Origin of the sequence: Actinoallomurus acaciae (assembly GCF_042429965.1) — a bacterium.
Taxonomy (GTDB): Bacteria; Actinomycetota; Actinomycetes; order Streptosporangiales; family Streptosporangiaceae; genus Actinoallomurus; species Actinoallomurus acaciae.
The window spans coordinates 1-23,374 of the sequence record NZ_JBHLZP010000078.1 but is presented as its reverse complement, the minus strand read 5'-3'; the positions used below and the strand labels follow the sequence as shown (position 1 = coordinate 23,374).

At 69.4% G+C, this 23,374-nt stretch carries 19 protein-coding genes, 2 tRNA genes and 1 pseudogene; 14 read left to right on the top strand and 8 right to left on the bottom strand.

Annotated features, from left to right (window positions below; translation table 11 throughout):
- Window positions 1-515 (bottom strand): annotated as a pseudogene (locus ACFFNX_RS13465) (hypothetical protein); the annotation flags it as partial.
- A gap of 50 nt (window positions 516-565) precedes the next feature.
- Window positions 566-3,097 (bottom strand): aminopeptidase N, encoded by a 2,532-nt coding sequence (gene pepN / locus ACFFNX_RS13460; protein WP_378200355.1) that lies wholly within the window; start codon window positions 3,095-3,097, stop codon window positions 566-568.
- A gap of 216 nt (window positions 3,098-3,313) precedes the next feature.
- Here pepN and ACFFNX_RS13455 point away from each other — a divergent pair, with 216 nt between their 5' ends.
- Window positions 3,314-3,931, top strand: coding sequence for a mycothiol-dependent nitroreductase Rv2466c family protein (locus ACFFNX_RS13455; protein ID WP_378200352.1), 618 nt, complete (start codon window positions 3,314-3,316; stop codon window positions 3,929-3,931).
- 99 nt (window positions 3,932-4,030) lie between these two features.
- Here the strand turns inward: ACFFNX_RS13455 and ACFFNX_RS13450 are convergent, their stop codons facing one another.
- On the bottom strand, window positions 4,031-5,050 hold the full coding sequence (locus ACFFNX_RS13450) for an NADP-dependent oxidoreductase (RefSeq protein ID WP_378200349.1): 1,020 nt from the start codon (window positions 5,048-5,050) through the stop codon (window positions 4,031-4,033).
- Between the two features lie 129 nt (window positions 5,051-5,179).
- Here ACFFNX_RS13450 and ACFFNX_RS13445 point away from each other — a divergent pair, with 129 nt between their 5' ends.
- Entirely contained in the window at window positions 5,180-5,830 is a 651-nt protein-coding gene (locus ACFFNX_RS13445) for a TetR/AcrR family transcriptional regulator (protein ID WP_378200346.1), read from the top strand.
- A 35-nt stretch (window positions 5,831-5,865) separates the two neighbouring features.
- Here the strand turns inward: ACFFNX_RS13445 and nicT are convergent, their stop codons facing one another.
- Window positions 5,866-6,963: a Nickel transporter NicT gene (nicT, locus tag ACFFNX_RS13440; RefSeq protein ID WP_378200343.1), complete on the bottom strand. Its 1,098-nt coding sequence runs from the start codon at window positions 6,961-6,963 to the stop codon at window positions 5,866-5,868.
- 145 nt (window positions 6,964-7,108) lie between these two features.
- On the opposite strand from nicT, the gene ACFFNX_RS13435 reads away from it, so the two are divergent.
- Window positions 7,109-8,518 carry an aldehyde dehydrogenase family protein gene (locus ACFFNX_RS13435; RefSeq protein WP_378200340.1) on the top strand — a complete coding sequence of 470 codons (1,410 nt, stop codon included), beginning with the start codon at window positions 7,109-7,111 and terminating at the stop codon, window positions 8,516-8,518.
- A gap of 48 nt (window positions 8,519-8,566) precedes the next feature.
- Window positions 8,567-9,031, top strand: a complete 465-nt coding sequence (locus ACFFNX_RS13430) for a ribose-5-phosphate isomerase (protein ID WP_378200337.1) — start codon at window positions 8,567-8,569, stop codon at window positions 9,029-9,031.
- A 12-nt stretch (window positions 9,032-9,043) separates the two neighbouring features.
- On the opposite strand, the gene ACFFNX_RS13425 is transcribed toward ACFFNX_RS13430, so the two are convergent.
- Entirely contained in the window at window positions 9,044-9,244 is a 201-nt protein-coding gene (locus ACFFNX_RS13425; protein WP_378200334.1) for a hypothetical protein, read from the bottom strand.
- A 257-nt stretch (window positions 9,245-9,501) separates the two neighbouring features.
- On the opposite strand from ACFFNX_RS13425, the gene ACFFNX_RS13420 reads away from it, so the two are divergent.
- From ACFFNX_RS13420 to ACFFNX_RS13410, 3 genes are all read left to right on the top strand, one after another.
- Window positions 9,502-10,620: a PP2C family protein-serine/threonine phosphatase gene (locus ACFFNX_RS13420; RefSeq protein WP_378200331.1), complete on the top strand. Its 1,119-nt coding sequence runs from the start codon at window positions 9,502-9,504 to the stop codon at window positions 10,618-10,620.
- Between the two features lie 53 nt (window positions 10,621-10,673).
- Window positions 10,674-11,171, top strand: coding sequence for a GNAT family N-acetyltransferase (locus ACFFNX_RS13415; protein ID WP_378200328.1), 498 nt, complete (start codon window positions 10,674-10,676; stop codon window positions 11,169-11,171).
- A 688-nt stretch (window positions 11,172-11,859) separates the two neighbouring features.
- The gene (locus ACFFNX_RS13410; RefSeq protein ID WP_378200325.1) at window positions 11,860-12,804 is read left to right on the top strand and encodes an SRPBCC family protein; all 945 of its coding nucleotides are present in this window, start codon (window positions 11,860-11,862) and stop codon (window positions 12,802-12,804) included.
- A gap of 219 nt (window positions 12,805-13,023) precedes the next feature.
- On the opposite strand, the gene ACFFNX_RS13405 is transcribed toward ACFFNX_RS13410, so the two are convergent.
- Window positions 13,024-13,097: transfer RNA gene (locus ACFFNX_RS13405), tRNA-Gly, on the bottom strand.
- A 161-nt stretch (window positions 13,098-13,258) separates the two neighbouring features.
- Between ACFFNX_RS13405 and ACFFNX_RS13400 the strand changes: the two genes are divergently transcribed.
- Window positions 13,259-13,332 (top strand) — tRNA-Pro (locus ACFFNX_RS13400).
- A 248-nt stretch (window positions 13,333-13,580) separates the two neighbouring features.
- Here ACFFNX_RS13400 and ACFFNX_RS13395 read toward each other — a convergent pair.
- Window positions 13,581-14,027 (bottom strand): pyridoxamine 5'-phosphate oxidase family protein, encoded by a 447-nt coding sequence (locus tag ACFFNX_RS13395; protein WP_378200322.1) that lies wholly within the window; start codon window positions 14,025-14,027, stop codon window positions 13,581-13,583.
- A 471-nt stretch (window positions 14,028-14,498) separates the two neighbouring features.
- On the opposite strand from ACFFNX_RS13395, the gene tig reads away from it, so the two are divergent.
- The 4 genes from tig to clpX all read left to right on the top strand — a co-directional run bounded on the left by tig (window position 14,499) and on the right by clpX (window position 18,863).
- Entirely contained in the window at window positions 14,499-15,929 is a 1,431-nt protein-coding gene (gene tig, locus ACFFNX_RS13390) for a trigger factor (RefSeq protein ID WP_378200319.1), read from the top strand.
- A gap of 175 nt (window positions 15,930-16,104) precedes the next feature.
- Window positions 16,105-16,743, top strand: a complete 639-nt coding sequence (locus ACFFNX_RS13385; RefSeq protein WP_378200316.1) for an ATP-dependent Clp protease proteolytic subunit — start codon at window positions 16,105-16,107, stop codon at window positions 16,741-16,743.
- Window positions 16,744-16,802: 59 nt separating this feature from the next.
- Window positions 16,803-17,426 (top strand): ATP-dependent Clp protease proteolytic subunit, encoded by a 624-nt coding sequence (locus tag ACFFNX_RS13380; protein WP_446678515.1) that lies wholly within the window; start codon window positions 16,803-16,805, stop codon window positions 17,424-17,426.
- Window positions 17,427-17,588: 162 nt separating this feature from the next.
- Window positions 17,589-18,863 (top strand): ATP-dependent Clp protease ATP-binding subunit ClpX, encoded by a 1,275-nt coding sequence (clpX, locus tag ACFFNX_RS13375; RefSeq protein WP_329255645.1) that lies wholly within the window; start codon window positions 17,589-17,591, stop codon window positions 18,861-18,863.
- Here the strand turns inward: clpX and ACFFNX_RS13370 are convergent, their stop codons facing one another.
- Complete coding sequence (locus tag ACFFNX_RS13370; protein WP_378200310.1) at window positions 18,864-19,598, bottom strand: hypothetical protein; 735 nt, start codon at window positions 19,596-19,598, stop codon at window positions 18,864-18,866.
- A gap of 226 nt (window positions 19,599-19,824) precedes the next feature.
- Between ACFFNX_RS13370 and ACFFNX_RS13365 the strand changes: the two genes are divergently transcribed.
- Both ACFFNX_RS13365 and ACFFNX_RS13360 read left to right on the top strand, forming a co-directional pair.
- Window positions 19,825-22,383 carry a valine--tRNA ligase gene (locus tag ACFFNX_RS13365; protein WP_378200307.1) on the top strand — a complete coding sequence of 853 codons (2,559 nt, stop codon included), beginning with the start codon at window positions 19,825-19,827 and terminating at the stop codon, window positions 22,381-22,383.
- A 245-nt stretch (window positions 22,384-22,628) separates the two neighbouring features.
- Window positions 22,629-22,808 carry a hypothetical protein gene (locus tag ACFFNX_RS13360; protein WP_378200304.1) on the top strand — a complete coding sequence of 60 codons (180 nt, stop codon included), beginning with the start codon at window positions 22,629-22,631 and terminating at the stop codon, window positions 22,806-22,808.
- The last annotated feature ends 566 nt before the right edge of the window (window positions 22,809-23,374 follow it).

Here is a 23,374-nt window from a genome sequence, read left to right as displayed (position 1 = left end):
CGGGTGGCGCCGCCGGGCACGCCGAACCGGGTGCCCGGCCCCGACACCGACTCCGGGAGCAGCGCCGGGTCGCCGGCGTGTCCGAGGACCGGCTGCCACGCGAGCAGCGGGAGGTACTCCGACGCGATGTGCACGGCGGCCACGAGCGGCGCCATCTCGCGGCGGTGCCAGCGCGCCTCGATGACCTCCAGCAGCAGGCCGTACGCGGGGCGCAGCGTGCGCAGCGCCCCGCGGGAACGTTCCTTCGCCGACTGCGGCATCCGGCTGGCGCGTGCGCGGCCCAGCAGGTGCTCGGGCACGCTGTACTCGTCGACGACCGGATCGCCGGTGCGCTCGGGCATGCCGAAGTCCTCGGCGTCCAGGTCGATCAGTCGCTGGCCGAACGAGCACAGCAGCCGCACCTCGGCCGCGACGCCCGACGGCAGCCTCGCCGCCCCGGCCTCGCAGAGCGCGGCCAGGTCGCCGAAGGCGTACCGCCGGGCGAGGGTCGTCAGAACATCGCGGGCGGTTTCCACCCGTTCACTCTGTCATGACGAACCGCGGCACAGCCGCATCAACCCGGTGATCAGCGTGCAGAACGGTCCTTCTGCTGGGCCCGGATCGCGCGGGCGACACCGTCGCGGCCCTCTACGAGCAGCCGCCGCAGCGCGGGCGGGGGGTTCTGCTCGTCGAGGTAGGCGGTGGTGCGCTCGATCGTGCTCGGCTCGGTCACCAGGAACGGGTAGGCGTGCTCGGCGAACGTGCTGGACATGTCGCTCGACCACTCCGACCAGACCCGGCCGACCTCGGCGAAGTACTTCTCGACGTACGGCCTCACCAGCGAGGTGTCGTCCACGTCGAACAGCCCGCCGAGCGTGGCGCGGAAGATGGCGTTGGGCAGGTCGCCGGCGACGATGCGGTCCCAGGCGGCGGCCTTGGCCTCCGCGGTCGGGATCGCCGCGCGGTCGGCCGCCGCGTGGCGCTCGCCCGCGGCGGTCGGGTCGCGCTCGAGCTCGGCGGCGATCTCCGCCTCGCCGACGGCGCCGCGGACGACGAGCCGGCGCAGCAGCCCCCACCGCAGATCGGTGTCGATCACGAGTCCGTCGAGGGTGACCGAGCCGTCGAGCAGCCCGCGGACGTAGCCGAGGTGCTCGGCCGAGGTCGCGACGGCCACGAACGCCTGGGCGTAGGTGAGCTGCCGGTCCGAGCCGGGCTCGGCCTCGGTCATCAGCCGGTGCAGCGCGTCCGCCTGCAGGCCGAAGCCGGTCGCACGCCACTCCGGGTCGGCGTACTGCCGGGTCGCCGTGCGGGCCTGCCGCAGCAGCGACTGGGCGACCGAGACGTCGGTGACGCCGCGGATGCCGGACAGCACCAGGCGTACGTAGTCGCGCGCGGCCACCTCGGCGTCGCGGCACATGTCCCAGGCGGCCGACCAGCACAGCGCGCGGGGCAGCCCCTCGGCGATCTCGCCGATGCCGTCGATGAGCGTGCCCATCGAGTGGTCGTCGAGCCGGATCTTGGCGTAGGTCAGGTCGTCGTCGTTGACCAGCACCAGGTCCGGGCGGGCCTCGCCGACCAGCTCGGGCACGTCGGTGCGGGCGCCGACCACGTCGAGCTCGACGCGCCTGCGCCGCACGATGCCCTCGGGCGTGCGGTCGTACAGGCCCACGGCCACGCGGTGCGAGCGCAGCGTGGGGTACTCCTCCGGGGCCTCCTGGAGCACGGCGAAGGAGGTGAAGGCGCCGTCGTCGCCGACGTCGTACGCGGGGCGCAGCGTGTTGACGCCGGCCGTCTCCAGCCACTCCTTGGACCAGGACGTCAGGTCGCGGCCGGAGGTCTCCTCGAGCGCGTCGAGCAGGTCCGACAGCGAGGTGTTGCCCCACGCGTGCCGGTCGAAGTAGCTGCGGACGCCGCTGATGAAGTTGTCACGGCCGACATAGGCCACGAGCTGCTTGAGCACGCTCGCGCCCTTGGCGTACGTGATGCCGTCGAAGTTGACCTCGACCGCCCGGATGTCGGGGATGTCGGCCGAGATGGGGTGCGTCGACGGGAGCTGGTCCTGCCGGTACGCCCAGGTCTTCCACAGGTTCGCGAACGTGGTCCACGCGCCGGTCCACTGCGTGGCCTCGGCCTCGCACAGCACGCTCATGTAGGTGGCGAACGACTCGTTGAGCCACAGGTCGTCCCACCAGCGCATGGTGACGAGGTCGCCGAACCACATGTGCGCCATCTCGTGCAGGATCGTCTCGGCGCGGCGCTCGTACGCCGCGTCGGTGACCCGGGACCGGAAGACGTAGTCCTCCAGGAACGTCACGCAGCCGGCGTTCTCCATCGCGCCCGCGTTGAACTCCGGCACGAAGAGCTGGTCGTACTTGTCGAACGGGTACGGCCGGGCGAAGGTCTTGCAGAAGAAGTCGAAGCCCCGCTTGGTGACCTCGAAGATCGCGTCGGCGTCGAAGTACTCGGCGAGGCTGGCCCGGCAGTAGGCGCCCAGCGGGATCGCCTGGTCATCATGGCGGTACTCGTCGCGCACGACGTGGTACGGCCCGGCCACCAGCGCGGTGATGTAGGTGGAGATGCCCGGCGTGGCGGGGAAGTGCCAGCGGCCGCCCTCGGACCGGTCGGGAGCGTTGTTCGTGATCACCTGCCAGTCCTCCGGCGCGGTGACGCTCAGCTCGAAGCGCGCCTTGAGGTCGGGCTGGTCGAAGCAGGTGTACATCCGGTGCGCGTCGCAGGTCTCGAACTGCGTGTAGAGGTAGACCTTCTGGTCGACCGGGTCGACGAACCGGTGCAGCCCTTCGCCGGTACGGGAGTAGGCGGCGTCGGCGACCACGCGCAGCTCGTTGGAGGAGGCCAGCCGGGGGAGCGGGACGCGCCCCTTCTCGGCGTCGTAGGAGCCCGGATCGAGGCTCTGGCCGTTGAGCGTGATCTCGCGGACCTTCGCGCCGTGGAGATCGACGAACGTCGAGCCGCCGGGTTCCGCGCAGCCGAACCTGATCGTGGTGTCCGAGACGAACGTCTCCGCACCCGTCGTCAGGTCGAGATCGACGTTGTACGACTCGACGGTGAGCAGCCGGGCGCGGTCACGCGCCTCATCGCGCGTCAGGTTGCCAGCCAAGTGAACTCCTCGCCTCAAGTGCATGAATGCGACGTCATTGTCCATCCCACCGTACGGCTCCCCGCCGGGCGCACGGAACGGCACGCCGCCACACCATCTAACCCGTCGAATGAGGATCTTGGTCCAAACTCTCAGCAAACCCTAAGGTTGGAATGCTTCGGAGAGGATGCCGGTTGGCCCCGTACAGGAAGCCCTACGAACGCTGTGGAGGTTACGGTGGCCGACGCCGTACGCACGCCGGTTGACTTCTGGTTCGACCCGAGGTGTCCCTGGGCCTGGATCACGTCGCGGTGGATCCTCGAGGTGGAGAAGCTCCGGCCGATCGAGGTCCGCTGGCACGTCATGAGTCTGTCGGTGCTCAACGAGGGCCGGGACGACCTTCCCGAGAAGTATCGGGAGTCGATGGCCAAGGGGTGGGCCCCGGTGCGCGTGTGCATCGCGGCGCAGGAGAAGTACGGCCCCGAGGTGCTCGGGAGGCTGTACACCGAGCTGGGCACGCGCTTCCACAACGAGAAGCTCCCGCAGACCCGCGAGACGATCGAGGACGCCCTGGAGGCGGCCGGTCTCGACCGCGACCTCGCGGAGGCCGGCGACACCGACGAGTACGACACCACGCTGCGCGCCTCGCACAAGGACGGCATGGACCGGGTCGGCTACGAGGTCGGCACCCCGGTGATCTCGGTGGAGGGCGCGTCGTTCTTCGGCCCGGTCGTGTCGCCGATCCCGCGCGGTGAGGACGCCGCGAAGCTGTGGGACGGCGTACGCCTCGTCGCCGGCACCGACGGCTTCTTCGAGCTCAAGCGCAGCCGCACCCGCGACCCCATCTTCGACTGAGAGACGCGGCGGGTGCCGGCGGCCCCTGCCGCGCGTCGTGGACCCGGGCGACACCGAACTCCGGCACCCGCGCTCCGTCGTCGTGCGCGGTGACGCGGATCAGGGCTGCTCGTCCATGACGACGAGCAGCTTGCCCCGGGTGTGTTCGGAAACCAGTTCGCGGTAGGCGCGGGGGCCGTCGTCGAGGCGGTAGCGACGGCCGATCGCGGCAGGCAGCGACCCGTCGATCGCTCGTGCCGCGACCTCGGCCAGGTCGCCGTGGCGCGCGGTGGTGAAAACGGTCTCGACGGTGAGGTCGTCGCGGTCGAATGCGGCCGGGTCCGGCTTGGGGAAGGCGACGTTGAGGATCTGGCCTCCCCGGCGGACCAGCCGGGCGAAGTCCACCAGACGCCGGCCCGGCAGGGCGAGGTTGACCACTGCCGCGATGCCGGCGGGGTGGCGCCGGAGCGTTTCGGCCACCACATCGTCGGTGTGGTGATCGATCACCTCCGCGGCGCCCAGCGCCCGGACATGACGTCGGTCGGCCTCACCCGCGGTCGCGATCACATGTGCCCCGGCGTCGGCGAGAAGGGGAACCACCGCGCTACCGACACCCCCGGTGGCGCCGACGACGAGCACGGTGTCCGCGGGCCGAAGACGACTCCGGCGAAGCAGCGGCAACGCGGTCAGGGCGACCATGGGCAGGCCGGCGGCATGCTCGGCCGCCAGCTTCGCCGGGCGCGGCGCGAGGGCGGGGGCGTCCGCGTCGAAGACCGCGTACTCGGCCATCGTGCCGGTCGTCAGCGATGGCGGATCGGAGACGATCGCCGCCATCGGAGCCACGGTGCGGGGGAGGCCCAGTCCGAACACCTCATCGCCCACCGCGAAGCGCGACACCCCGTCCCCGAGTCCGGTCACCGTGCCGGAGAAGTCGCTCCCCGGCACATGCGGGAACGTCAACGGAGCCTGCTCGCGCAGCACACCGTCGAGCAGGCGGAGGTCGGCCGGATTGAGCGCCGCGGCCCGCACTCGCACCTGAACCTGGCCGGGCCCCGGCACAGGTATCGGCATGCGCCGGACGACCAGCCTGTCAGGCGGGCCGAAGCCCTCGGCCACCACGGCTCGCATGGTCGCTGTCATCACCACTCCTCGTGTCCCGGCGTCGAAAAGACGGAGGCGAAAACGGACCGGACGGTCAGGTTGGACCCTAGCAGCAAACCGGACCGAGCGGTCACGTTAGTAGGATGTACGGCGAGAGGTGATCAAGGGATGACCGATACCGCGGAGCGGCGGGGAATGCGGGCGGACGCGGCGCGAAACCGTCGGCTGCTGCTGGACACGGCCGCGGCCGCGTTCGCCGAGCACGGCATGGAGGTCTCGATCGCGCAGATCGCGGCGCGCGCCGGGATCGGCAAGGGCACGGTCTTCCGCCATTTCCCCACCAAACAGCGTCTGGCCGCCGCGATCCTGTCCGACCAGCTCGACCGGCTCGCCGCCGCCGGCACCGCCCTGCTGGACGCGGCCGACCCGGAGGCCGCTCTCGTCGAGTTCATGACCATCGGAGTCGAGCTCCAGATCCGTGATCGTTCGTTCTGCCAGGCCGCCACCACGGACGTCCGTGCCGACCCCGAGGTCCGTGCGGCCGGCGACCACCTGACCGAGGTCGCGGAGGCCCTCACCGACCGGGCCCGCCGGCACGGCGCCGTCCGCGCCGATGTCGTCGGCTACGACATCGTGCTGCTTTTGGGCGCCGCCGCCCAGGCCGCCGCGCCGCTGCGGGAGGCCGTCCCTGATCTGTGGCGGCGCTACCTGGGGCTGATCTTCGACGGGATGCGCCCCGAGGGGGCCCGTCCCCTGCCTCACCCCACGCCCACCGACGCCCAACGCGCCGCGGCGGGACGGTCGCCCACCGGCCGCTGACGAGCTCGGGAGGGGGCCACCCGGGCCGGGCGGTATCAGCCCTCGGAGTCGCGCAGTGCGGCGGACCAGCGCTGCTCGATGCGGCCGAACCTCCAGATCGCGACGGCGCCGATCCACAGCACCAGCAGGACGCCCGTGATGATGAACCCGGCGGTGTTGAGGTCCAGGCCGGCCACCCAGTCCCAGAAGGTCCCGTGCAGGCCGAACCGGTCCTGGGCGACCTGGAGGAGCTCCGTGCCGCCGATGACGAACGCGAAGGCCACCGAGACGCCGGTCAGCACGATGTTGTAGAAGATCTTGCGGACCGGGTTGGAGAACGCCCAGCCGTACGCGAAGTTCATGAACGTGCCGTCGATGCTGTCCCACAGCGACATGCCGGCGGCGAAGATGACCGGCAGGCACAGCACGGCGTACCAGGGCAGGGAGCTCGCGGCCGCGGCCGAGCCCGCCAGCGCGAGCAGGCCCACCTCGGTCGCGGTGTCGAAGCCCAGCCCGAACAGGAAGCCCAGCGGGTACATCTGCCACGGCCTGGTGATCGCCTTGGTGAACCGGCCCAGGATGCGGTTCATGAAACCGCGGTTGTTCAGCTGCTCCTCCAGCGCCGCCTCGTCGTAGACGCCGCGCCGCATGTCGCGGAAGACCTTGAGGATGCCGACCAGGATCACCAGGTTGATCACCGCGATGACGCCGAGGAACGTCCCGGAGACGGTCGGGCCGATCGTGCCGGTGACGGTGTGCAGGCCCGAGTGCTCGTCGGAGATGCCGTTGGACAGCGCCTTGATGCCGAAGCCCAGCAGCACGCACGCGATGAACACCACCGAGGAGTGCCCGAGCGAGAACCAGAACCCGACCGAAAGTGGACGCTGCCCGTCGGACATGAGCTTGCGGGTGGTGTTGTCGATCGCCGCCAGGTGGTCGGCGTCGAACGCGTGACGCATGCCCAGCGTGTACGCGGTCAGCGCGACGCCGACGCCGAACAGCTTGCCGTCGCCCAGGTGGTAGTGCCCGGGGAGGATGAGCAGGAACAACAGCCCCCACCCGACGACGTGCAGCGCCACCACGAAGCCGGTCATGCCGGCCAGCCGGCCCCACTCGGCTCTGCCGAGCCGCGTGGATGTCGTGGACCGTGCCATGGGTCGCTCCTCGCTCGGGGGTCTGCGTTGCCATTCAATCCTTGTTGCAAATTCTTCGCAACAGCTACCTGGGCGCCACCCGGGACCGAGGGTCCATTAACCCGTGTGGGTGGTCCCCGTACGTTCGCCGGGGAAGGATGTGCACATGCGCGATGTGATCTATGTGGGCGGCTCGTGGGCGGACTCCTCTACTCCGGACACCATCGACGTCGTCAATCCCGCGACCGAGGAGATCATCGACCGGGTGCCCGCGGGCACGGCCGCCGACGTCGAACGCGCGGTGGCCGAGGCACGCCGCGCCCTGCCCGCCTGGGAGGCGACTCCGCCCGCCGAGCGCGCCGCCCTCCTGCGGGCGGTCCTCGACGGCATCACCGCCCGCCAGGAGCACCTCGCCACGCTCATCGCCACCGACCTCGGCGCGCCGTACCAAGCCGCGCTGAAGATCCACGTCGGCACGCCGATCGCCGTGCTGAGCGGCATCCTCGACATCCTCGACGGCTACGACTTCGCCGGTGAGCGCCGCGGCAACTCCCTCATCGTGCGCGAGCCCGTCGGCGTGGTCGGCGCGATCACGCCATGGAACTACCCGCTGCACCAGGTCGTCGCCAAGGTCGCGCCCGCACTCGCGGCCGGCTGCACGATCGTGCTCAAGCCGAGCGAGGTCGCCCCGCTCGCCGCGTACGCCCTGGCCGACATCATCGACGAGGCCGGCCTGCCGCCGGGGGTGTTCAACCTCGTCTCCGGGTACGGCCCGGTCGTCGGCGAGGCGATCGCCGCGCACGAGGGCGTCGACATGGTCTCCTTCACCGGCTCGACCCGCGCGGGCCGGCGGGTGGCCGCGCTGGCCGCCGAGTCGGTCAAACGCGTCGCGCTCGAACTCGGCGGCAAGTCGCCGAACCTCATCCTCGCCGACGCCGACCTGCCGCTCGCCGTCAAGGTCGGCGTGGCCAAGGCGTACGTCAACTCGGGTCAGACCTGCAACGCGCTCACCCGCATGCTCGTGCCCGGCTCCCGGTACGAGGAGGCCGTGGAGCTCGCCGTGAAGGCGGCCGAGCGCTACACGCCGGGCGACCCGTTCGCCGACGGCACCCGGCTCGGCCCGCTCGTGTCACGCACCCAGTTCGACCGCGTACGCGGCTACGTCGACCGCGGCGTCTCCGAGGGCGCGCGGCTCGTGACCGGCGGCGCCGACACCACGCTGAGCCGCGGCTACTACGTTCTGCCGACCGTCTTCGCCGACGTCACGCCGTCGATGACCATCGCCCGCGAGGAGATCTTCGGGCCGGTCCTGTCGGTCATGGCCTACGACTCCGAGGACGATGGCGTCCGCATCGCCAACGACACCCCGTACGGCCTGGCCGCCGGCGTCTGGTCGGCGGACCAGGACCACGCGGTCGCGGTCGGGCGGCGGCTCAAGGCCGGCCAGGTCGAGATCAACGGCGGCCGGTTCAACCCGATCGCGCCGTTCGGCGGCTACAAGCAGTCCGGCGTCGGCCGCGAACTGGGCGAGTACGGGCTGGAGGAGTTCCTCGAGATCAAGTCTCTCCAGCTTTGACCCGATCCCGTGCGCGCCGCCGGAGGCGCACCTGACAGACTCTGCGGCATGCGCGTCTATCTCGGTTCCGACCACGCGGGCTTCGAGTTGAAGCGGCACCTCCTCGAGTGGCTGGCCGCCCAGGGCCACACGGCCTTCGACTGCGGCCCGCAAGAGTACGACGGCGAGGACGACTACCCGCCGTACGTCCTGAGCGCCGCGGCCCGCACGGTGGGGGACCCGGGCGCGCTGGGCATCGTCATCGGCGGCTCGGGCAACGGCGAGGCCATCGCGGCGAACAAGGTCAAGGGCGTACGCGCGGCGCTGGCGTGGAGCGAGGAGACCGCACACCTCGCACGTGAGCACAACGACGCGAACGTCATCAGCATCGGCGCCCGCATGCACACGCTGGACGAGGCGACGCGGTTCGTCGAGATCTTCCTCGCGACGCCGTACTCGGGCGCCGAACGACACGCCCGGCGCATCGCGATGCTGAGCGCGTACGAGCGGACCGGAGAGATTCCCGCCCCCTGAAGTCCGGACCTGTCAGGAGGTCGTCTCGGCGGCGCGGCGCTTGGCGAGCCGGCGCCTCTCCGCGCGGCGGAGCCGGGTCGGCTGGGGCGCGGGCTGCGAGGGCTCGGCCGACGGGTCCTCGGCGGGCAGCGGCGCCTCGTCCTGCGGCCGGATGCGAGAGACGTCGCGGGCCCGCATCGCCGCGTCGACCGTGACACGCATCCCCTGACCCATCACTGCCTCCATCGCGTCGCCCGAGCGTCTGTCCCGACGGGCCCGGCCCTTCGCGGGCGGGACGTACGAAACAGGTCCTAAAGATCTCCCCGGGGTGGCTCGGGCGAAACCCGGCGGCACGGCGGGCGGGGTGTCAAGGCCGGGCGATTACGGGTGTTCGGCCGGATTCGGCCACTACATTTCGGGCGGTCTTGATTTGTGTAGGGTGTGCCGCCTTCCAGCGCGGACACGGCGATGGTCGGTACAGTGCCCGCATCATGCTTAGCCGCCTCGTGCACCTGCTGCCGCCGAGAGTCCGCGTCTTCCTGCGCCGGATCCCCGTGCTCGTGTGGCTCTACCGGTGGGCGCGGCGCGGGCATCTCACCAGTGACCGAAATGCCCTGATAGGCCTGATAGTCATCACTGCGGCGCTGGCCATCTCCGCGCCCGTGTCGCAGACGTGGTTCTCCCCGAGCGGGGTGGTCCTCACCGTCCTCGCCGGTGGGCTGACCCTGCGCGTACGCGGCCTCGGCGTGCTGCTCGGCGTGGTCGCGGCGGCCCTGGTGTACGACGCGATCGCCGTCGGCTTCCACAAGGTCGGGCCCGGCGTCATGGCGACGATCGTCGTCACCGCGATCCTGGCCATCGTGCTGGCCCGCAGCCGTCAGCAGATCGGCGTCAAGGGGCTGCGCGGTGAGCAGATGCTGCTCGAACTGCGCGACCGCCTCCGCCGCCACGGCGAGATGCCCGAGCTGCCGAAGGGCTGGGACGCCAAGGTCGTGCTGGTGCAGGCGGGCGGCTCGTCCTTCGGCGGCGACTTCGTCGTGTCGGTGTGCGACGGCAAGAAACTCGAGGTCGCACTCGTCGACGTGTCCGGAAAGGGAGTCGACGCCGGCACCCGGGCCCTCATGCTGTCGGGCGCGTTCGGCGGCCTGCTCGGCTCGGTCGAACCCGACCGTTTCCTCCCGGCCTGCAATGACTATCTCCACCGGCAGCGCTGGGACGAGGGGTTCGTCACCGCCGTGCACCTGGTCATCGACCTGACCACGGGGGACTACACCGTCGAGTCCGCCGGTCACCCGCCGGCCGTGCAGTTCGACGCGGGCAGCGGCACCTGGCAGGTCAGCACCGCCAAGGGCATCGTCCTCGGCGTCGTACCCCAGATGAGCGCCGTCCCCGAACAGGGCACGCTCCGCCCCGGCGACGCCCTCATGCTCTACACCGACGGGCTGGTCGAGGCGCCCGGCCGCGACCTCGACGCGGGCATCGACCGGCTGGTCGGCGAGGCCGAGCGCCTGGTCCCCCGAGGCTTCCACGAGGGCGCCGAAGAGCTCGTCGCGGAGATGGCCGCCGCGCGCGACGACGACTGCGCGCTGGTGCTGATCTGGCGTAAGTGAGCCGCCGCTCGTGTCGGCGAGCGCGCGCCTCGCATACCTGGCAGGCTGATCACATGAGCACTGTCACGTTGCGGCCGATCGACGAGGAGCTCCTGCCGCGGGTACTCGAGGCGGCCGTGGCCGGCGCGGACCCCGCCGAGGCCATGCCCCCCGTTCCGGGCCCGCCCGGATGGAACCCCGAACGCCGCGCGGCGTTCGGCGACTTCCACCGCTCGATCGCCGGCACGACGTACGCCATCATGGCCGGCGAGGAGGTCATCGGCGCCACACGGCTCACCCCGGCCGAGGCTCCCGGCGCGGCCGAGATCGGCATCTGGCTGACCCGCCGGACCCGCGGCAAGGGACACGGTGTGGCGGCCCTGCACCTGCTGATCGAGGAAGCCCGCGCGCAGGGAAAGACGGCCCTGATCGCGGAGACCGACGCCGCCAACCCGGCCGCCGTCGGCCTCCTGCGCAGCCTGGGCGCGAAGCTGTGGGAGGACCCGGACACGGGCGCCGTCCACGCCACCCTGCGCGTCGGCGACTCGGTCGAACACGGCCTCGGCCGCTGACCGGCGAAGCGCGCCGCCGCGGACGGGCAGACGGTGAAGGTGAGCAGTCACTCTCTTCCGAAACCGAAAGACTATCCCTCGCGCATTCTGGCCTGATGGAGTCCGCTTAACGGCAGAAAACGCGACCGATCGGCGCAGGACGGGCACCCGCCAGAACGGGCCATCGCCCTCGACTCCCTCGCGACATCCCGACGGCGACCGCCGCACGGAGGCCGGTCTGCCCGTGGCATGGCGGCTTCACCATGACGGCATCCCGGATACCGAGGCGCCGAGTTCACCGAACTCCTGGGCACTACGCGGCCGGATTCGGCAACCCGAAATGCGCCGGCGCGGCGCACGATGACACCCCGCACGCCGGATCTCTCAGCGTGCCGATGGCAGGCCGTCCGGCCCTCGGTCTCCAGCATCCCGAACACTGGAAGACCAGAGGCGTGGTGCCGGTGCGGACAGCCGTCGGCCATGACCGGGCCCTCGCTGAGATCCGACACCCTGACCACACCGCTCTGGCACAAGCGGTCGGGGTTATCTGCTGACCGACCGATCTGGCACAGAACTGGCACGCTTAGGGGGACACGGGCGACACTTCCTGCCCCTCCTGCTGGCCTGCGCCGTCTCGCATGTTGTGAACCTTAGGATGGCGATCGCCGCTGCGGAGTTAAGTCCGAATTGGCACGTGATCGGAGACGGCATGTGGGAGACGACGGTCGTCGTCGAGCGTTCGCAGCTTGTCGATGCGCAGCAGGACCAGGTGTTCTCACTGCTCGCCGACCCGGTGGTCTGGTCACTGCGGCCAGGGCACTTCGCGTTCGAGGTGGCCGCACCGCCGGACTCTGGACGGCTCTTCTGCTGGCTCGGCGTTCACCGCGACCACGTGGGAGGGTCCGTGCTCACGGTACGCGAAGAGGTGCCGGGCCAGGCGATCAGCTTCCGAACGCCGGTGCTCGAGTCGGTTTTCACCCTCTCCGCCACGTCGGAAGGGGCGCGCGTGAAAGTGACGATCGCGGTGCGGCAGACCGTCCGGCGCGGACTCAAGCCTGACAGGGAAGCGAACTGGCCATGGCGGCTGCAGGTGTGGCTCGATGCAATCCGGGCGGCGGTGGAAGGCCGGCGTCCGTGGCCGGGCATCGGAATCCCCCCAGATGTGTGGCAAAGGTTGGCGGGACGACGGGAGCTGAAGAACCCCGCGACCACTGCTGTGGCAGGGCTGATCGCCGCTCCTCCGGAACAGGTGTGGGAGGCGATCTATGCCGCCGGCACGCTGAGCGTCGCGCTGCCAGAGGACGTGCTCTGCGGCGGGCGCGTCCCGGGCAGCCCCGAGCGGCAGGTGGGCGAGACGCAGTACCAGATCACGCGCGATGCCGACGGGAAGCTCTGCCCCTCTTTCAGCGTGGTCACCGAACTGGTGCCCGGACACAGCTTCCTGGCTCAGAGCACAGGCCCATCGCATGGTGAGCTGCACCATCTCCTCACGCCAGTGGCAGAAGGCACGCGGGTCGAAATGACATGGCGCTTGCCCGCACGAGTACTGAAGAGGAGTCGCAGAGAGGACGTGATGCACAGTGCCGCCACTGTCTTGCAGGCGATCCTCGACGCCTACAAGGCCGTGATCGAAGAATCGCCAGATCAGCGGTAGCACGCCGCTCGCGCCGCGTGTTCCTCCGCTGGTCCTGCTGGGTAAGCCGCTGAGGGCACACCGCGACCGACGGCGACATCTCCGCCTCAACGCGGAATCGATCCCTGCTCTGGACCACGACCCGGGCTGCCACGGCAGCACCCGAGGTGGCTCGCGTGGTCATCCGACGAAGTCGGTGAACCAAATCCACACCACCGAGTAGCGGTTGACCTGGGTCTTTGGAGCGGGCGACGGGAATCGAACCCGCGTAGCCAGTTTGGAAGACTGGGGCTCTACCATTGAGCTACGCCCGCGCGGCCGTGCAGATCCCGGCGTCAAACGCCCCGGACCCAACACGTCACCCGCGTAGCGTACCGGTTCCCGGCACTGTGACGCGCGCCCCACAGGCATGATCGGCTGCGCCGATCAATGTGACCCTCGACCGGGGCAAGCCGGGCTACACTCAACTCGTTCACGGGCTGTAGCGCAGTTTGGTAGCGCACCGCGTTTGGGTCGCGGGGGCCGCCGGTTCAAATCCGGCCAGCCCGACGAGGCGGCTTCGCATACTCGCCGCTGGGGCGGCTTCGCGGTCGCCCGCGATTTTGCCCGGGGGGACGACCCCCCGGAGCCCCCCGATGTTCGCTTGCCTTCGGCTTCGCTCACGTTCCTCGTGGCTCTCGGCCCTCGTCCACTCTCGGCTCTCGGCTCTCGCCCTTCGGTCGTCGGCTTTCGCCGTAAGGTCCTGGTCCCTTGGGGCTTGCCTCTCGGTGTTTGGGTTCTCGTTGTTGGGGGTTTGGTTATGGATGGGGGGGTTCTTTTTGGGGTGGGAGGCGGCGGCCGGAGATTAGTTCTGGGGTTATGGCTATGTAGTGGGTGGGTTCGGTGGTGCTCCATGGGGTCAGGGGGAGGGTGCGTAGGCGGGAGATCTCGCCGTCCTCGGCGACCACGCGGGCGTGGCCGATGATGACCACTGACCAGCCGGACGAGATGTCGCGGTTGAACTGGTCGATCTCGAAGGCGACCACGGCGTTGCGGGCGGCGGCGGCCAGCTTTGAGCCGGCCGATGTCAAGATGACGACCTCGCCGTCGGCCATGACGAAGTTGACCGGCTGGACGGCGGGCAGCGCCCGGTCGGTGTAGACGATCCGGCCGAGGGGGACGCTTCCGAGCAGCTCGCGGCATTCCCGCTCGGTCAGTATTTTCAGGCCTTCCGAGTCGTACACGAGGTCCACGCCCTCAACCAACCTGATCTCCCGCGCTCTGCTGCACGGCGGCGGCCCGGGTCCAGGTGGAGATGGCCGGGGGAACTCGGCCGCCCTGCTTCGACGCTAACGAGGATCGCCTCGGCGTCGGCGGTCCGAAACGCCCCGGTTGCAGGGACGAAGGTCCCGGGCATCTCCGGCGGTCACCCCCGCCTCTGCGCCCAAGCGGACAACATAGACAACCCCGGTCACGCCTCGTCTCCGGTCGGACGCGCCCCTCGCCGGCGGAGCGGCGCTCCTAGAGTCGGCGGAGGGGCTCGGAGGCGCCCTTTCGCAATACTTGGCGACGCATTGCCGCCCCAACTGTCCGCGCGCGGGCCGGAACACCATAGACTTGGCGCGCGAAGGCGCGGTGACGCACTCTGACGTGCCCGCGTCCCGGCTGAAAACGCAGCCGCCCACGACATCCAACGTGAAATCCGTGCCGCGGCCGGATCAAGGAGACCGCCCAAAGTGAAGACCGATGTGGAGGAGCTGAGCCCGACGCGGGTCAAGCTCACCGTCGAGGTTCCCTTCGACGAGCTGAAGCCCAACCTCGAGAAGGCGTACAAGGAGATCTCGCAGCAGGTGCGCCTCAAGGGGTTCCGCCCTGGCAAGGTGCCGGCGCGCCTGATCGACCAGTACGTCGGACGGGGCGCGGTCCTGCAGGAGGCGGTCAACGACGCGCTCCCCGGCCTCTACGGCCGCGCCGTCGAGGAGACCGAGCTCTTCGCGCTCGGCCAGCCCGACGTGGAGATCACCGAGCTGGAGGACAACCAGCAGTTCGCGTTCACCGCCGAGGTCGACATCCGGCCCAAGTTCGAGGTGCCCGACTACGACGGCCTCGAGATCACGCTCGACTCGGCCGAGGTGACCGAGGAGGAGGTCGAGGAGACCCTCTCCAACCTGCGCGAGCGGTTCTCGACGCTGACCAACGCCGACCGGGCGGCGCAGGAGGGCGACTTCGTCTCGATCGACCTCGCCGCGACCGCCGACGGCGAGGACGTCGAGGACGCCCGTACGAGCGGCTACTCCTACGAGGTCGGCAGCCGCAGCTCGGTCGAGGGCCTCGACGACCAGCTCGTCGGCATGAACGCCGGTGACTCCAAGACCTTCACCACGACGCTGGTGGGCGGTGACCACGAGGGCCAGGAGGCCGAGGTCACCGTCACCGTGCACAGCGTGAAGGTCAAGGAGCTGCCCGAGCTCGACGACGAGTTCGCCCAGCTCGGCAGCGAGTTCGACACGATCGAGGAGCTGCGCGAGGACGTCCGCAAGCGTCTCGCCGACCAGAAGCTCCACCAGCAGCTCGGCCAGGCGCGGGACAAGGCCCTCGAAGCGCTCATGGAGAAGCTCGACATCCCGCTCCCGGAGAGCGTGATCGAGAACGAGATCGAGCGCCGCAACGAGCAACTCGACCAGCAGCTCCAGATGTACGGCATGAGCCGCGACAAGTACCTGGAGGACCAGGAGAAGTCCACGGAGGAGTACGAGGAGGAGCTCAAGGACGGCGCCCGCGACGCGGTCAAGGGCGGCTTCATCCTCGACCAGCTCGCCCTGCAGGAGAAGCTCACCGTCGAGAACGAGGAGCTGACCGACTACGTCGTCCGCAACGCGATGTCGATGGGCGTGCAGCCGGACGTTCTGGCCAAGCACCTGACCGAGAACAACCAGATCCCGGCCGTGGTGTCGGAGGTGCTGCGCTCCAAGGCCCTCAACCTGGTCGTCGAGCACGTCAAGGCCACCGACGACAAGGGCGCCGAGGTCGACATCGCCTCCATGCTGCGGCACGAGGCCGGTGAGGACGAGGAGGCCGCGGAGGCCGACGCGGCCGTCGAGGCCGAGACCGAGGCCGCTGAGACGGCAGAGACCGCCGAGGCCGGCGACGAGAAGGCCGACGCCTGATCGATCCGCGACACGACGGGCCGGCGCACCGAGCGCCGGCCCGTTCGCGTCTGCGGGGTCGGCCCACCTTCCACGCCCACAGCGAACATGCCTCCCTCGCGGCCAAAGCCCTCGCCGCAGCGCGTTAATGTCGCAAGCAACCGACCACGACCACGATTCCGGAGCAGGTGACGCAGTGACCACGCCTCCGACCTTCGAACCGCCGGCGCCCGTGCGGGCGCGCACGGCCGAGGCGCCCCTCCTGCCGTTGGGCGACCAGCTTTACCAGCGTCTGCTGCGCGAGCGGATCGTCTTCCTCGGGCAGCAGGTGGACGACGACATTTCCAACCGCATCTGTTCGGAGCTGCTGCTGCTCGCGGCGGAGGACTCCCGGCGGGACATCTACCTTTACGTCAACTCGCCGGGCGGCTCCGTGACCGCCGGTATGGCGATCTACGACATGATGCAGTACGTCCCGAACGACATCGCGACGGTCGGCATGGGCCTGGCCGCGTCGATGGGGCAGTTCCTGCTCTGCGCCGGCACGCCCGGCAAGCGCTACGCCCTGCCGCACGCGCGGATCATGATGCACCAGCCCTCCGGCGGCATCGGAGGGACGGCGTCCGACATCAAGATCCTCGCCGAGCAGATGCTGTACGTGAAGCAGACGCTCGCCGAGCGGATCGCCTTCCACACGGGCCAGTCGATCGAGCAGATCCAGACCGACTCCGACCGCGACCGGTGGTTCACCGCCGATGAGGCGAAGGACTACGGCTTCATCGACCACGTGGTGCACAACGCCACTCAGGTCACCTCAGAAGGCGCGGTGTCATGAACTTCGACCGGAGGGGGCTGAACCCCGTGAGCGACCAGATCCGGGCGGGCGTCCAGCCCATGGAGAGCCGCTACATCATCCCGTCGTTCGTCGAGCGCACCACGTACGGCGTCAAGGAGATGAACCCGTACAACAAGCTCTTCGAAGAGCGGATCATCTTCCTGGGCGTCCAGATCGACGACGCGTCCGCGAACGACGTGATGGCTCAGCTGTTCACCCTCGAGTCCATCGACCCCGAGCGTGACATCAGCATCTACATCAACTCGCCCGGCGGTTCCTACACCGCCATGACGGCGATCTACGACACGATGCAGTTCGTCCGCTGCGACATCCAGACGGTCTGCATCGGCCAGGCGGCCTCGGCCGCCGCGGTGCTCCTGGCGGCGGGCACGCCGGGCAAGCGCGCCGCGCTGCCGCACTCGCGGATCTTGATCCACCAGCCGGCCACCGAAGGCGGGTATGGTCAGGCCAGCGACATCGAGATCCAGGCCAACGAGATCCTCCGTATCCGCGAGGAGATGGAGACGATCTTGTCGCGGCACAGTGGTCAGGACGTCGAGAAGGTCCGCCGGGACATCGAGCGCGACAGATTCCTGACGGCAGAGGAGGCGAAGTCTTACGGTCTCATCGACGACATCATCGAGAGCCGCAAGAAGCGCGTTTCCGAGGTAGTGTCGTCGTAAGCGGCCCTTGAGTGACCCTCAGGTGTCGGCCATGTCGACCACACCGGAGGGCTCACTCACTGCCCGCCAGGCGGTAACGTCGAGACAACGTCGAGAGCCTCAGCACGCTCCCTCGTCCGTCCCGCGGTTCGAGGGTGAGCGGCCCCACGTAAAGGAGACAGGGTGGCACGCATCGGCGACGGTGGTGACTTGCTCAAGTGCTCGTTCTGCGGGAAGAGCCAGAAGCAGGTCAAGAAGCTCATCGCGGGTCCGGGCGTGTATATCTGCGACGAGTGCATCGATCTCTGCAACGAGATCATCGAGGAAGAGCTCTCCGAGTCATCCGACCTCAAGTGGGACAACCTGCCGAAACCACGCGAGATCTTCGAGTTCCTCGACTCGTACGTGATCGGGCAGGACAAGGCGAAGAAGGCCCTGTCCGTGGCGGTGTACAACCACTACAAGCGGATCCAGTCGGGCAGCGGCGGCAGGGATGAGAGCGTCGAGCTCTCCAAGTCCAACATCCTGCTGCTGGGCCCGACCGGGTCCGGCAAGACGCTCCTCGCACAGACGCTCGCCAAACTGCTCAACGTTCCGTTCGCCATCGCCGACGCGACCGCCCTCACCGAGGCCGGCTACGTCGGTGAGGACGTCGAGAACATCCTGCTGAAGCTGATCCAGGCCGCCGACTACGACGTCAAGAAGGCCGAGACCGGCATCATCTACATCGACGAGGTCGACAAGGTCGCCCGCAAGAGCGAGAACCCCTCGATCACGCGCGATGTGTCCGGTGAGGGCGTTCAGCAGGCGCTGCTGAAGATCCTGGAGGGCACCACCGCGAGTGTGCCGCCGCAGGGCGGCCGCAAGCACCCGCACCAGGAGTTCATCCAGATCGACACCACCAACGTGCTGTTCATCTGCGGTGGCGCGTTCGCCGGCCTGGAGAAGATCGTCGAGCAGCGCGTCGGCAAGCAGGGCATCGGCTTCAACGCGGTTCTGCGCACCAAGGACGACGACGGCGAGGTGGCCGACCTCTTCGCCGACGTCATGCCGGAAGACCTCCTGAAGTTCGGGATGATCCCGGAGTTCGTCGGACGCCTTCCGATCGTCACGAGCGTGCACAACCTCGACCGCGAGGCGCTGATCAGCATCCTCACCGAGCCGCGCAACGCGCTGGTGAAGCAGTACCACCGGCTGTTCGAGCTCGACGGCGTCGACCTGGAGTTCACCGACGACGCCCTTGAGGCGATCGCCGACCAGGCGATCCTGCGCGGCACCGGCGCGCGCGGACTGCGCGCCATCATGGAAGAGGTGCTGCTGTCGGTGATGTACGAGGTGCCGAGCCGCGCCGACGTCGCCCGTGTGGTGATCACGCGCGAGGCGGTCCACGAGCACGTCAACCCGACGCTGGTCCCACGCGAGCGCACCAAGCGGGAGCCGCGGGAGAAGTCCGCCTGATCAGGGCTTCTTCTCCATGTCGTCCCGCATCGACAGGAGCAGTCCGGCCGCCTGCGTGGCGTCGCCCGCGTCGGTCGTGATCACTCCGAGCGTGCCCTCGTCGGCCCAGCCGCAGGCCGCCAGCGTCGCCTGACCGGTGCTCAGCTGGTCGAGGCACATCACGGTGCCCTTGAGCCGCCCGGCCGGATAGGGCGTCGGCGTACGGCCGCCCGAGCCCGCGCTGACCGCCAGCCCGTTGATGAACTCCCTCAGCTGCGTCGCCGGATCGTCGAGGTGCCCGGACGCCCCGATGAACAGCACGGTCGTGGTCGTCTCCGCGGAACGGTGGTAGACGGCGGTCAGCGGGTTCGGCATGCCGGCCGCCTTCAGCCGCTGGCGCTGCCGGTCGGTGAGCTGCCGTGTGCCGGGGGAGTCGTCGCGCTGGAGGCCACCGGCCTGCGCGGGGGTGTTCAGCACCCGCGTCGGCGCCGCCATGACCGCCAACAGCGCGATCGCGGCGGTGACCAGGGCGCCCATGCCGAGCGCCGCGCTGATCCCCGCGCCCGCCCACATTCCGCGGGGCGACTCCTGGTGCGGAGGCGCGGTGTCGTACGGATGGGCGGGTGGAGCCGGTGACTCCCCGTCCGCCGACTCGGCCGCCCGCGTGCGCCGGATGGCGCTGGCGGCGAACCCGGCGGCCAGGCCCAGCATCGCCAGGCCGACGACGAGGACCGCGATGGCCAGGAGCGCCTTCACGAGAGTCGTCTCCCCTTGTGCCTCATCCCGAGAGTCCGTTCGGCTGGTCGCTGCCTGTCACATTGTCCTCCGAAACCGCGGCTCGCCCCAGTGGCGCGGCCGTCATGGGTCACGTTGAGAGGACCTTTCCACCGACGCGTCGCATCGAACCCGGCATTCTGCCGTAGACGCCTGGATGTGCGGGGCGAGACCACGGTTCCGGGAGAACCTCCGTACACTCCGACGGGTGACTTCGCACGATGCTCTGCCGACTCAGTACACCCCGGCCGACGTCGAGGGACGGCTCTACCAACGCTGGACCGACGGCGGCCTGTTCACGCCCGCCGTCGTACCCGGCGCGCCCGGTTTCTCGATCGTCATCCCGCCGCCGAACGTGACCGGATCGCTTCACGTGGGCCACGCGCTGGACCACTCGATCCAGGACGCGCTCGTACGCCGGCAGCGCATGCGCGGTCTCCACACACTCTGGCTGCCCGGCATGGACCACGCGGGCATCGCCACCCAGAACGTCGTGGAGCGCGAGCTCGCCAAGGAGGGCCTGTCCCGGCACGACCTCGGCCGCGACGCCTTCGTCAAGAAGGTCTGGGAGTGGAAGTCGGAGTCCGGCGGGAAGATCCTCGGGCAGATGCGTCGCCTCGGCGACAGCGTCGACTGGTCCCGCGAACGCTTCACGATGGACACGGGCCTGTCCAGCGCGGTCCTGACGATCTTCAAGCGCCTGTACGACGACGGCCTGATCTACCGGGCCGAACGCATCATCAACTGGTGCCCGCGCTGCCTGACCGCGCTCTCCGACATCGAGGTCGAGCACTCCGACGACGACGGCGAGCTGGTCTCGATCCGGTACGGCGGGGGCGACGACTCGATCGTCGTCGCCACGACCCGGGCCGAGACGATGCTCGGCGACACGGCCGTCGCGGTACACCCGGACGACGAGCGTTACGCCCATCTCGTCGGCCGTGAGATCGAGCTGCCGCTGACCGGCCGGCACATCCCGATCGTCGCGGACGCCCACGTCGATCCCGAGTTCGGCACCGGCGCCGTCAAGGTGACGCCGGCCCACGACCCGAACGACTTCGAGATCGGGCAGCGGCACGGGCTGCCGATGCTGACGATCATGGACGAGCGCGGCACGATCACCGCGCACGGCCCCTTCCAGGGCCTCGACCGCCTGGAGGCCCGGCCGGCCGTGGTCGACGCGCTGCGGCAGGACGGCCGCATCGTCGCCGAGACCCGCCCGTACGTGCACGCCGTCGGCCACTGCTCGCGGTGCAAGACGGTGGTCGAACCCCGCGTCTCGCTCCAGTGGTTCGTCCGGGTCGAGCCGCTCGCACGCGCCGCCGGCGACGCCGTCCGCGACGGCCGGGTGAAGATCGTGCCGGAGGAGATGGCCCCGCGGTACTTCGAGTGGGTCGACAACATGCACGACTGGTGCATCAGCCGGCAGCTGTGGTGGGGCCACCGCATTCCGGTCTGGTACGGCCCGGACGGCTCGACGATGTGCGTCGGTCCGGGGGAGCAGCCGCCGGAGGGCTGGACCCAGGACACCGACGTGCTCGACACGTGGTTCTCCTCGGCGCTCTGGCCGTTCTCGACGCTGGGCTGGCCGGCGGACACCGCCGAGCTGCGCGCCTTCTATCCCACGTCCGTGCTGGTCACCGGGTACGACATCCTGTTCTTCTGGGTCGCCCGGATGATGATGTTCGGCCTGTACGCGATGGACGGCGTCGAGCCGTTCAAGGTCATCGCGCTGCACGGCATGGTGCGCGACCAGTTCGGCAAGAAGATGTCCAAGTCGTTCGGCAACGTCGTCGACCCGCTGGAGTGGATCGACCGGTACGGCGCGGACGCCACACGCTTCACCCTGCTGCGCGGCGCGAACCCGGGCGGCGACGTCGCGGTCAGCGAGGAGTGGGCACAGGGGTCGCGTAACTTCTGCAACAAGCTGTGGAACGCCACGCGCTTCGCCCTGATCAACGGAGCGGCGATCCGGGAGCTGCCGCAGGACCTGTCGGTCGCGGACCGCTGGATCCTGTCCCGGCTGTCGTCGGTGGCCGCCGAGGTCGACGCCCACTTCGAGAACTTCGAGTTCGCCAAGGCGTGTGAGACGCTCTACCACTTCGCGTGGGACGAGTTCTGCGACTGGTACGTCGAGCTGTCCAAGGTGCCGGGCATGAGCGCCGACGCCCCGGCCGTGCTGGGCCGCGTGCTCGACGTCCTGCTGCGCCTGCTGCACCCGCTGACGCCGTTCGTCACCGAGGAGCTGTGGACCGCGCTGACGGGCGGTGGGTCGATCGTCACGGCCGCCTGGCCGACCACGGACGGCTTCGCGGACCCGTCGGCGGAGGCGGAGATCGCCGGCCTGATGCGCCTGGTGACCGAGGTACGCCGGTTCCGCGCGGACCAGGGCCTGAAGCCGGGCCAGAAGGTCGCGGCGACGATCGAGGGCCTGAACCCGGTGTACGAGGACGCGGTGCGCGCGCTGCTGCGCCTGACGCCGGGGGGCGATTCGTTCACCCCGACCGCCTCCCTGCCGGTCGAGGGCGTGACCGTGCGGCTGGACACGGCGGGCGCGATCGACGTTGCCGCCGAACGCGCACGGCTGGAGAAGGACCTGTCCGCCGCGCGCAAGGAGATCACCCAGGCGGAGGGCAAGCTCGGCAACGAACAGTTCATGGCCAAGGCCCCGGAGCAGGTGGTCGGCAAGACCCGGGCCCGCCTGGAACAGGCACGCGTGGACGTGGCGAGCCTGGAGGGACGCCTGGCGTCCCTGCCGGTGGTCTGACCTGGGGGGAAGGACTCGCCCTCGGGAGCGGCCGATCTGATGCGGGCCGCTCCCGAGTCTCCGGGACGTGTTGTTGGGTCCGCCATGCGTACGACGGACCGTCTGGGTGTGCCGGCACCGGTTGCGGTCCAGGATCCGCTTCCCTGCGGCGCTGTGCCGGGCTGGGCTCAAGGCTTCCCGCCTGTCTGACCATCCGTCCTTCCCCGGGTGTGCCGGTCGTGCTGGAGGTGTTCGTGGCGTGAGTGATGCTTGACCGCAAAGTCCCGTCACTGGTTCGTCCGCCCATCGGCTCCGGCCAGCGGCGGCTGGTCCTGCGGCAAGGCGGCGGAGTGGCGGTGCCCGGCACCAGCTCGGGAGCGCCGTCGTACGGGGCCGAGGAGAAAAATCTGGCGGCGGCGGTTTACGTCCAGCCGCAGCGGGCATGACTCCAGAACGCAGATTTACCTGCGACTATGCATACGCCCGCGTCGGGGGTTGACCTCGACGCCCGGGTGTCCTAAGCTTGTCCGAGCCTGCGGGGGAGCAGGACGTCGCAAGACGGCCGGCCCCGCGGAAGACACCCCAACGAAGAGCCGTGATGGACCTCGTCCGTTACGGGACCAACTGGATGTGTCGGCCCGATCGGGTTGCTGATCATCATCTGATGATGCAATCTCCGGGAACCTCCCTGCGATCAGACAGGAAGTCTTCGGGCTTCCTGTGTGAGTGTTGGGCGGGCCGAGTTCGTGTCGCTTGTCGGTCAATTCGACAAACGAAGCGGAAACGGTAAGATGGGAAATGTCCCAAGGGGGATCGAAAGAAATCCCAAAGGACTCCCGCTTTCGAAGTCGGAGCAATTCGACAAAGGAAACGGGAAAGGCTAAGATAGAGGAAATGCCCCAGCGGGGATCTTCTCAAAAAGATCTCCAACGGTGTGTGTCCGTTTCTTGAGAACTCAACAGTGTGTTAAAAGCCAGTGCCTTTTGGTCCTCGGCTGGGCTGGTTGGTCTGC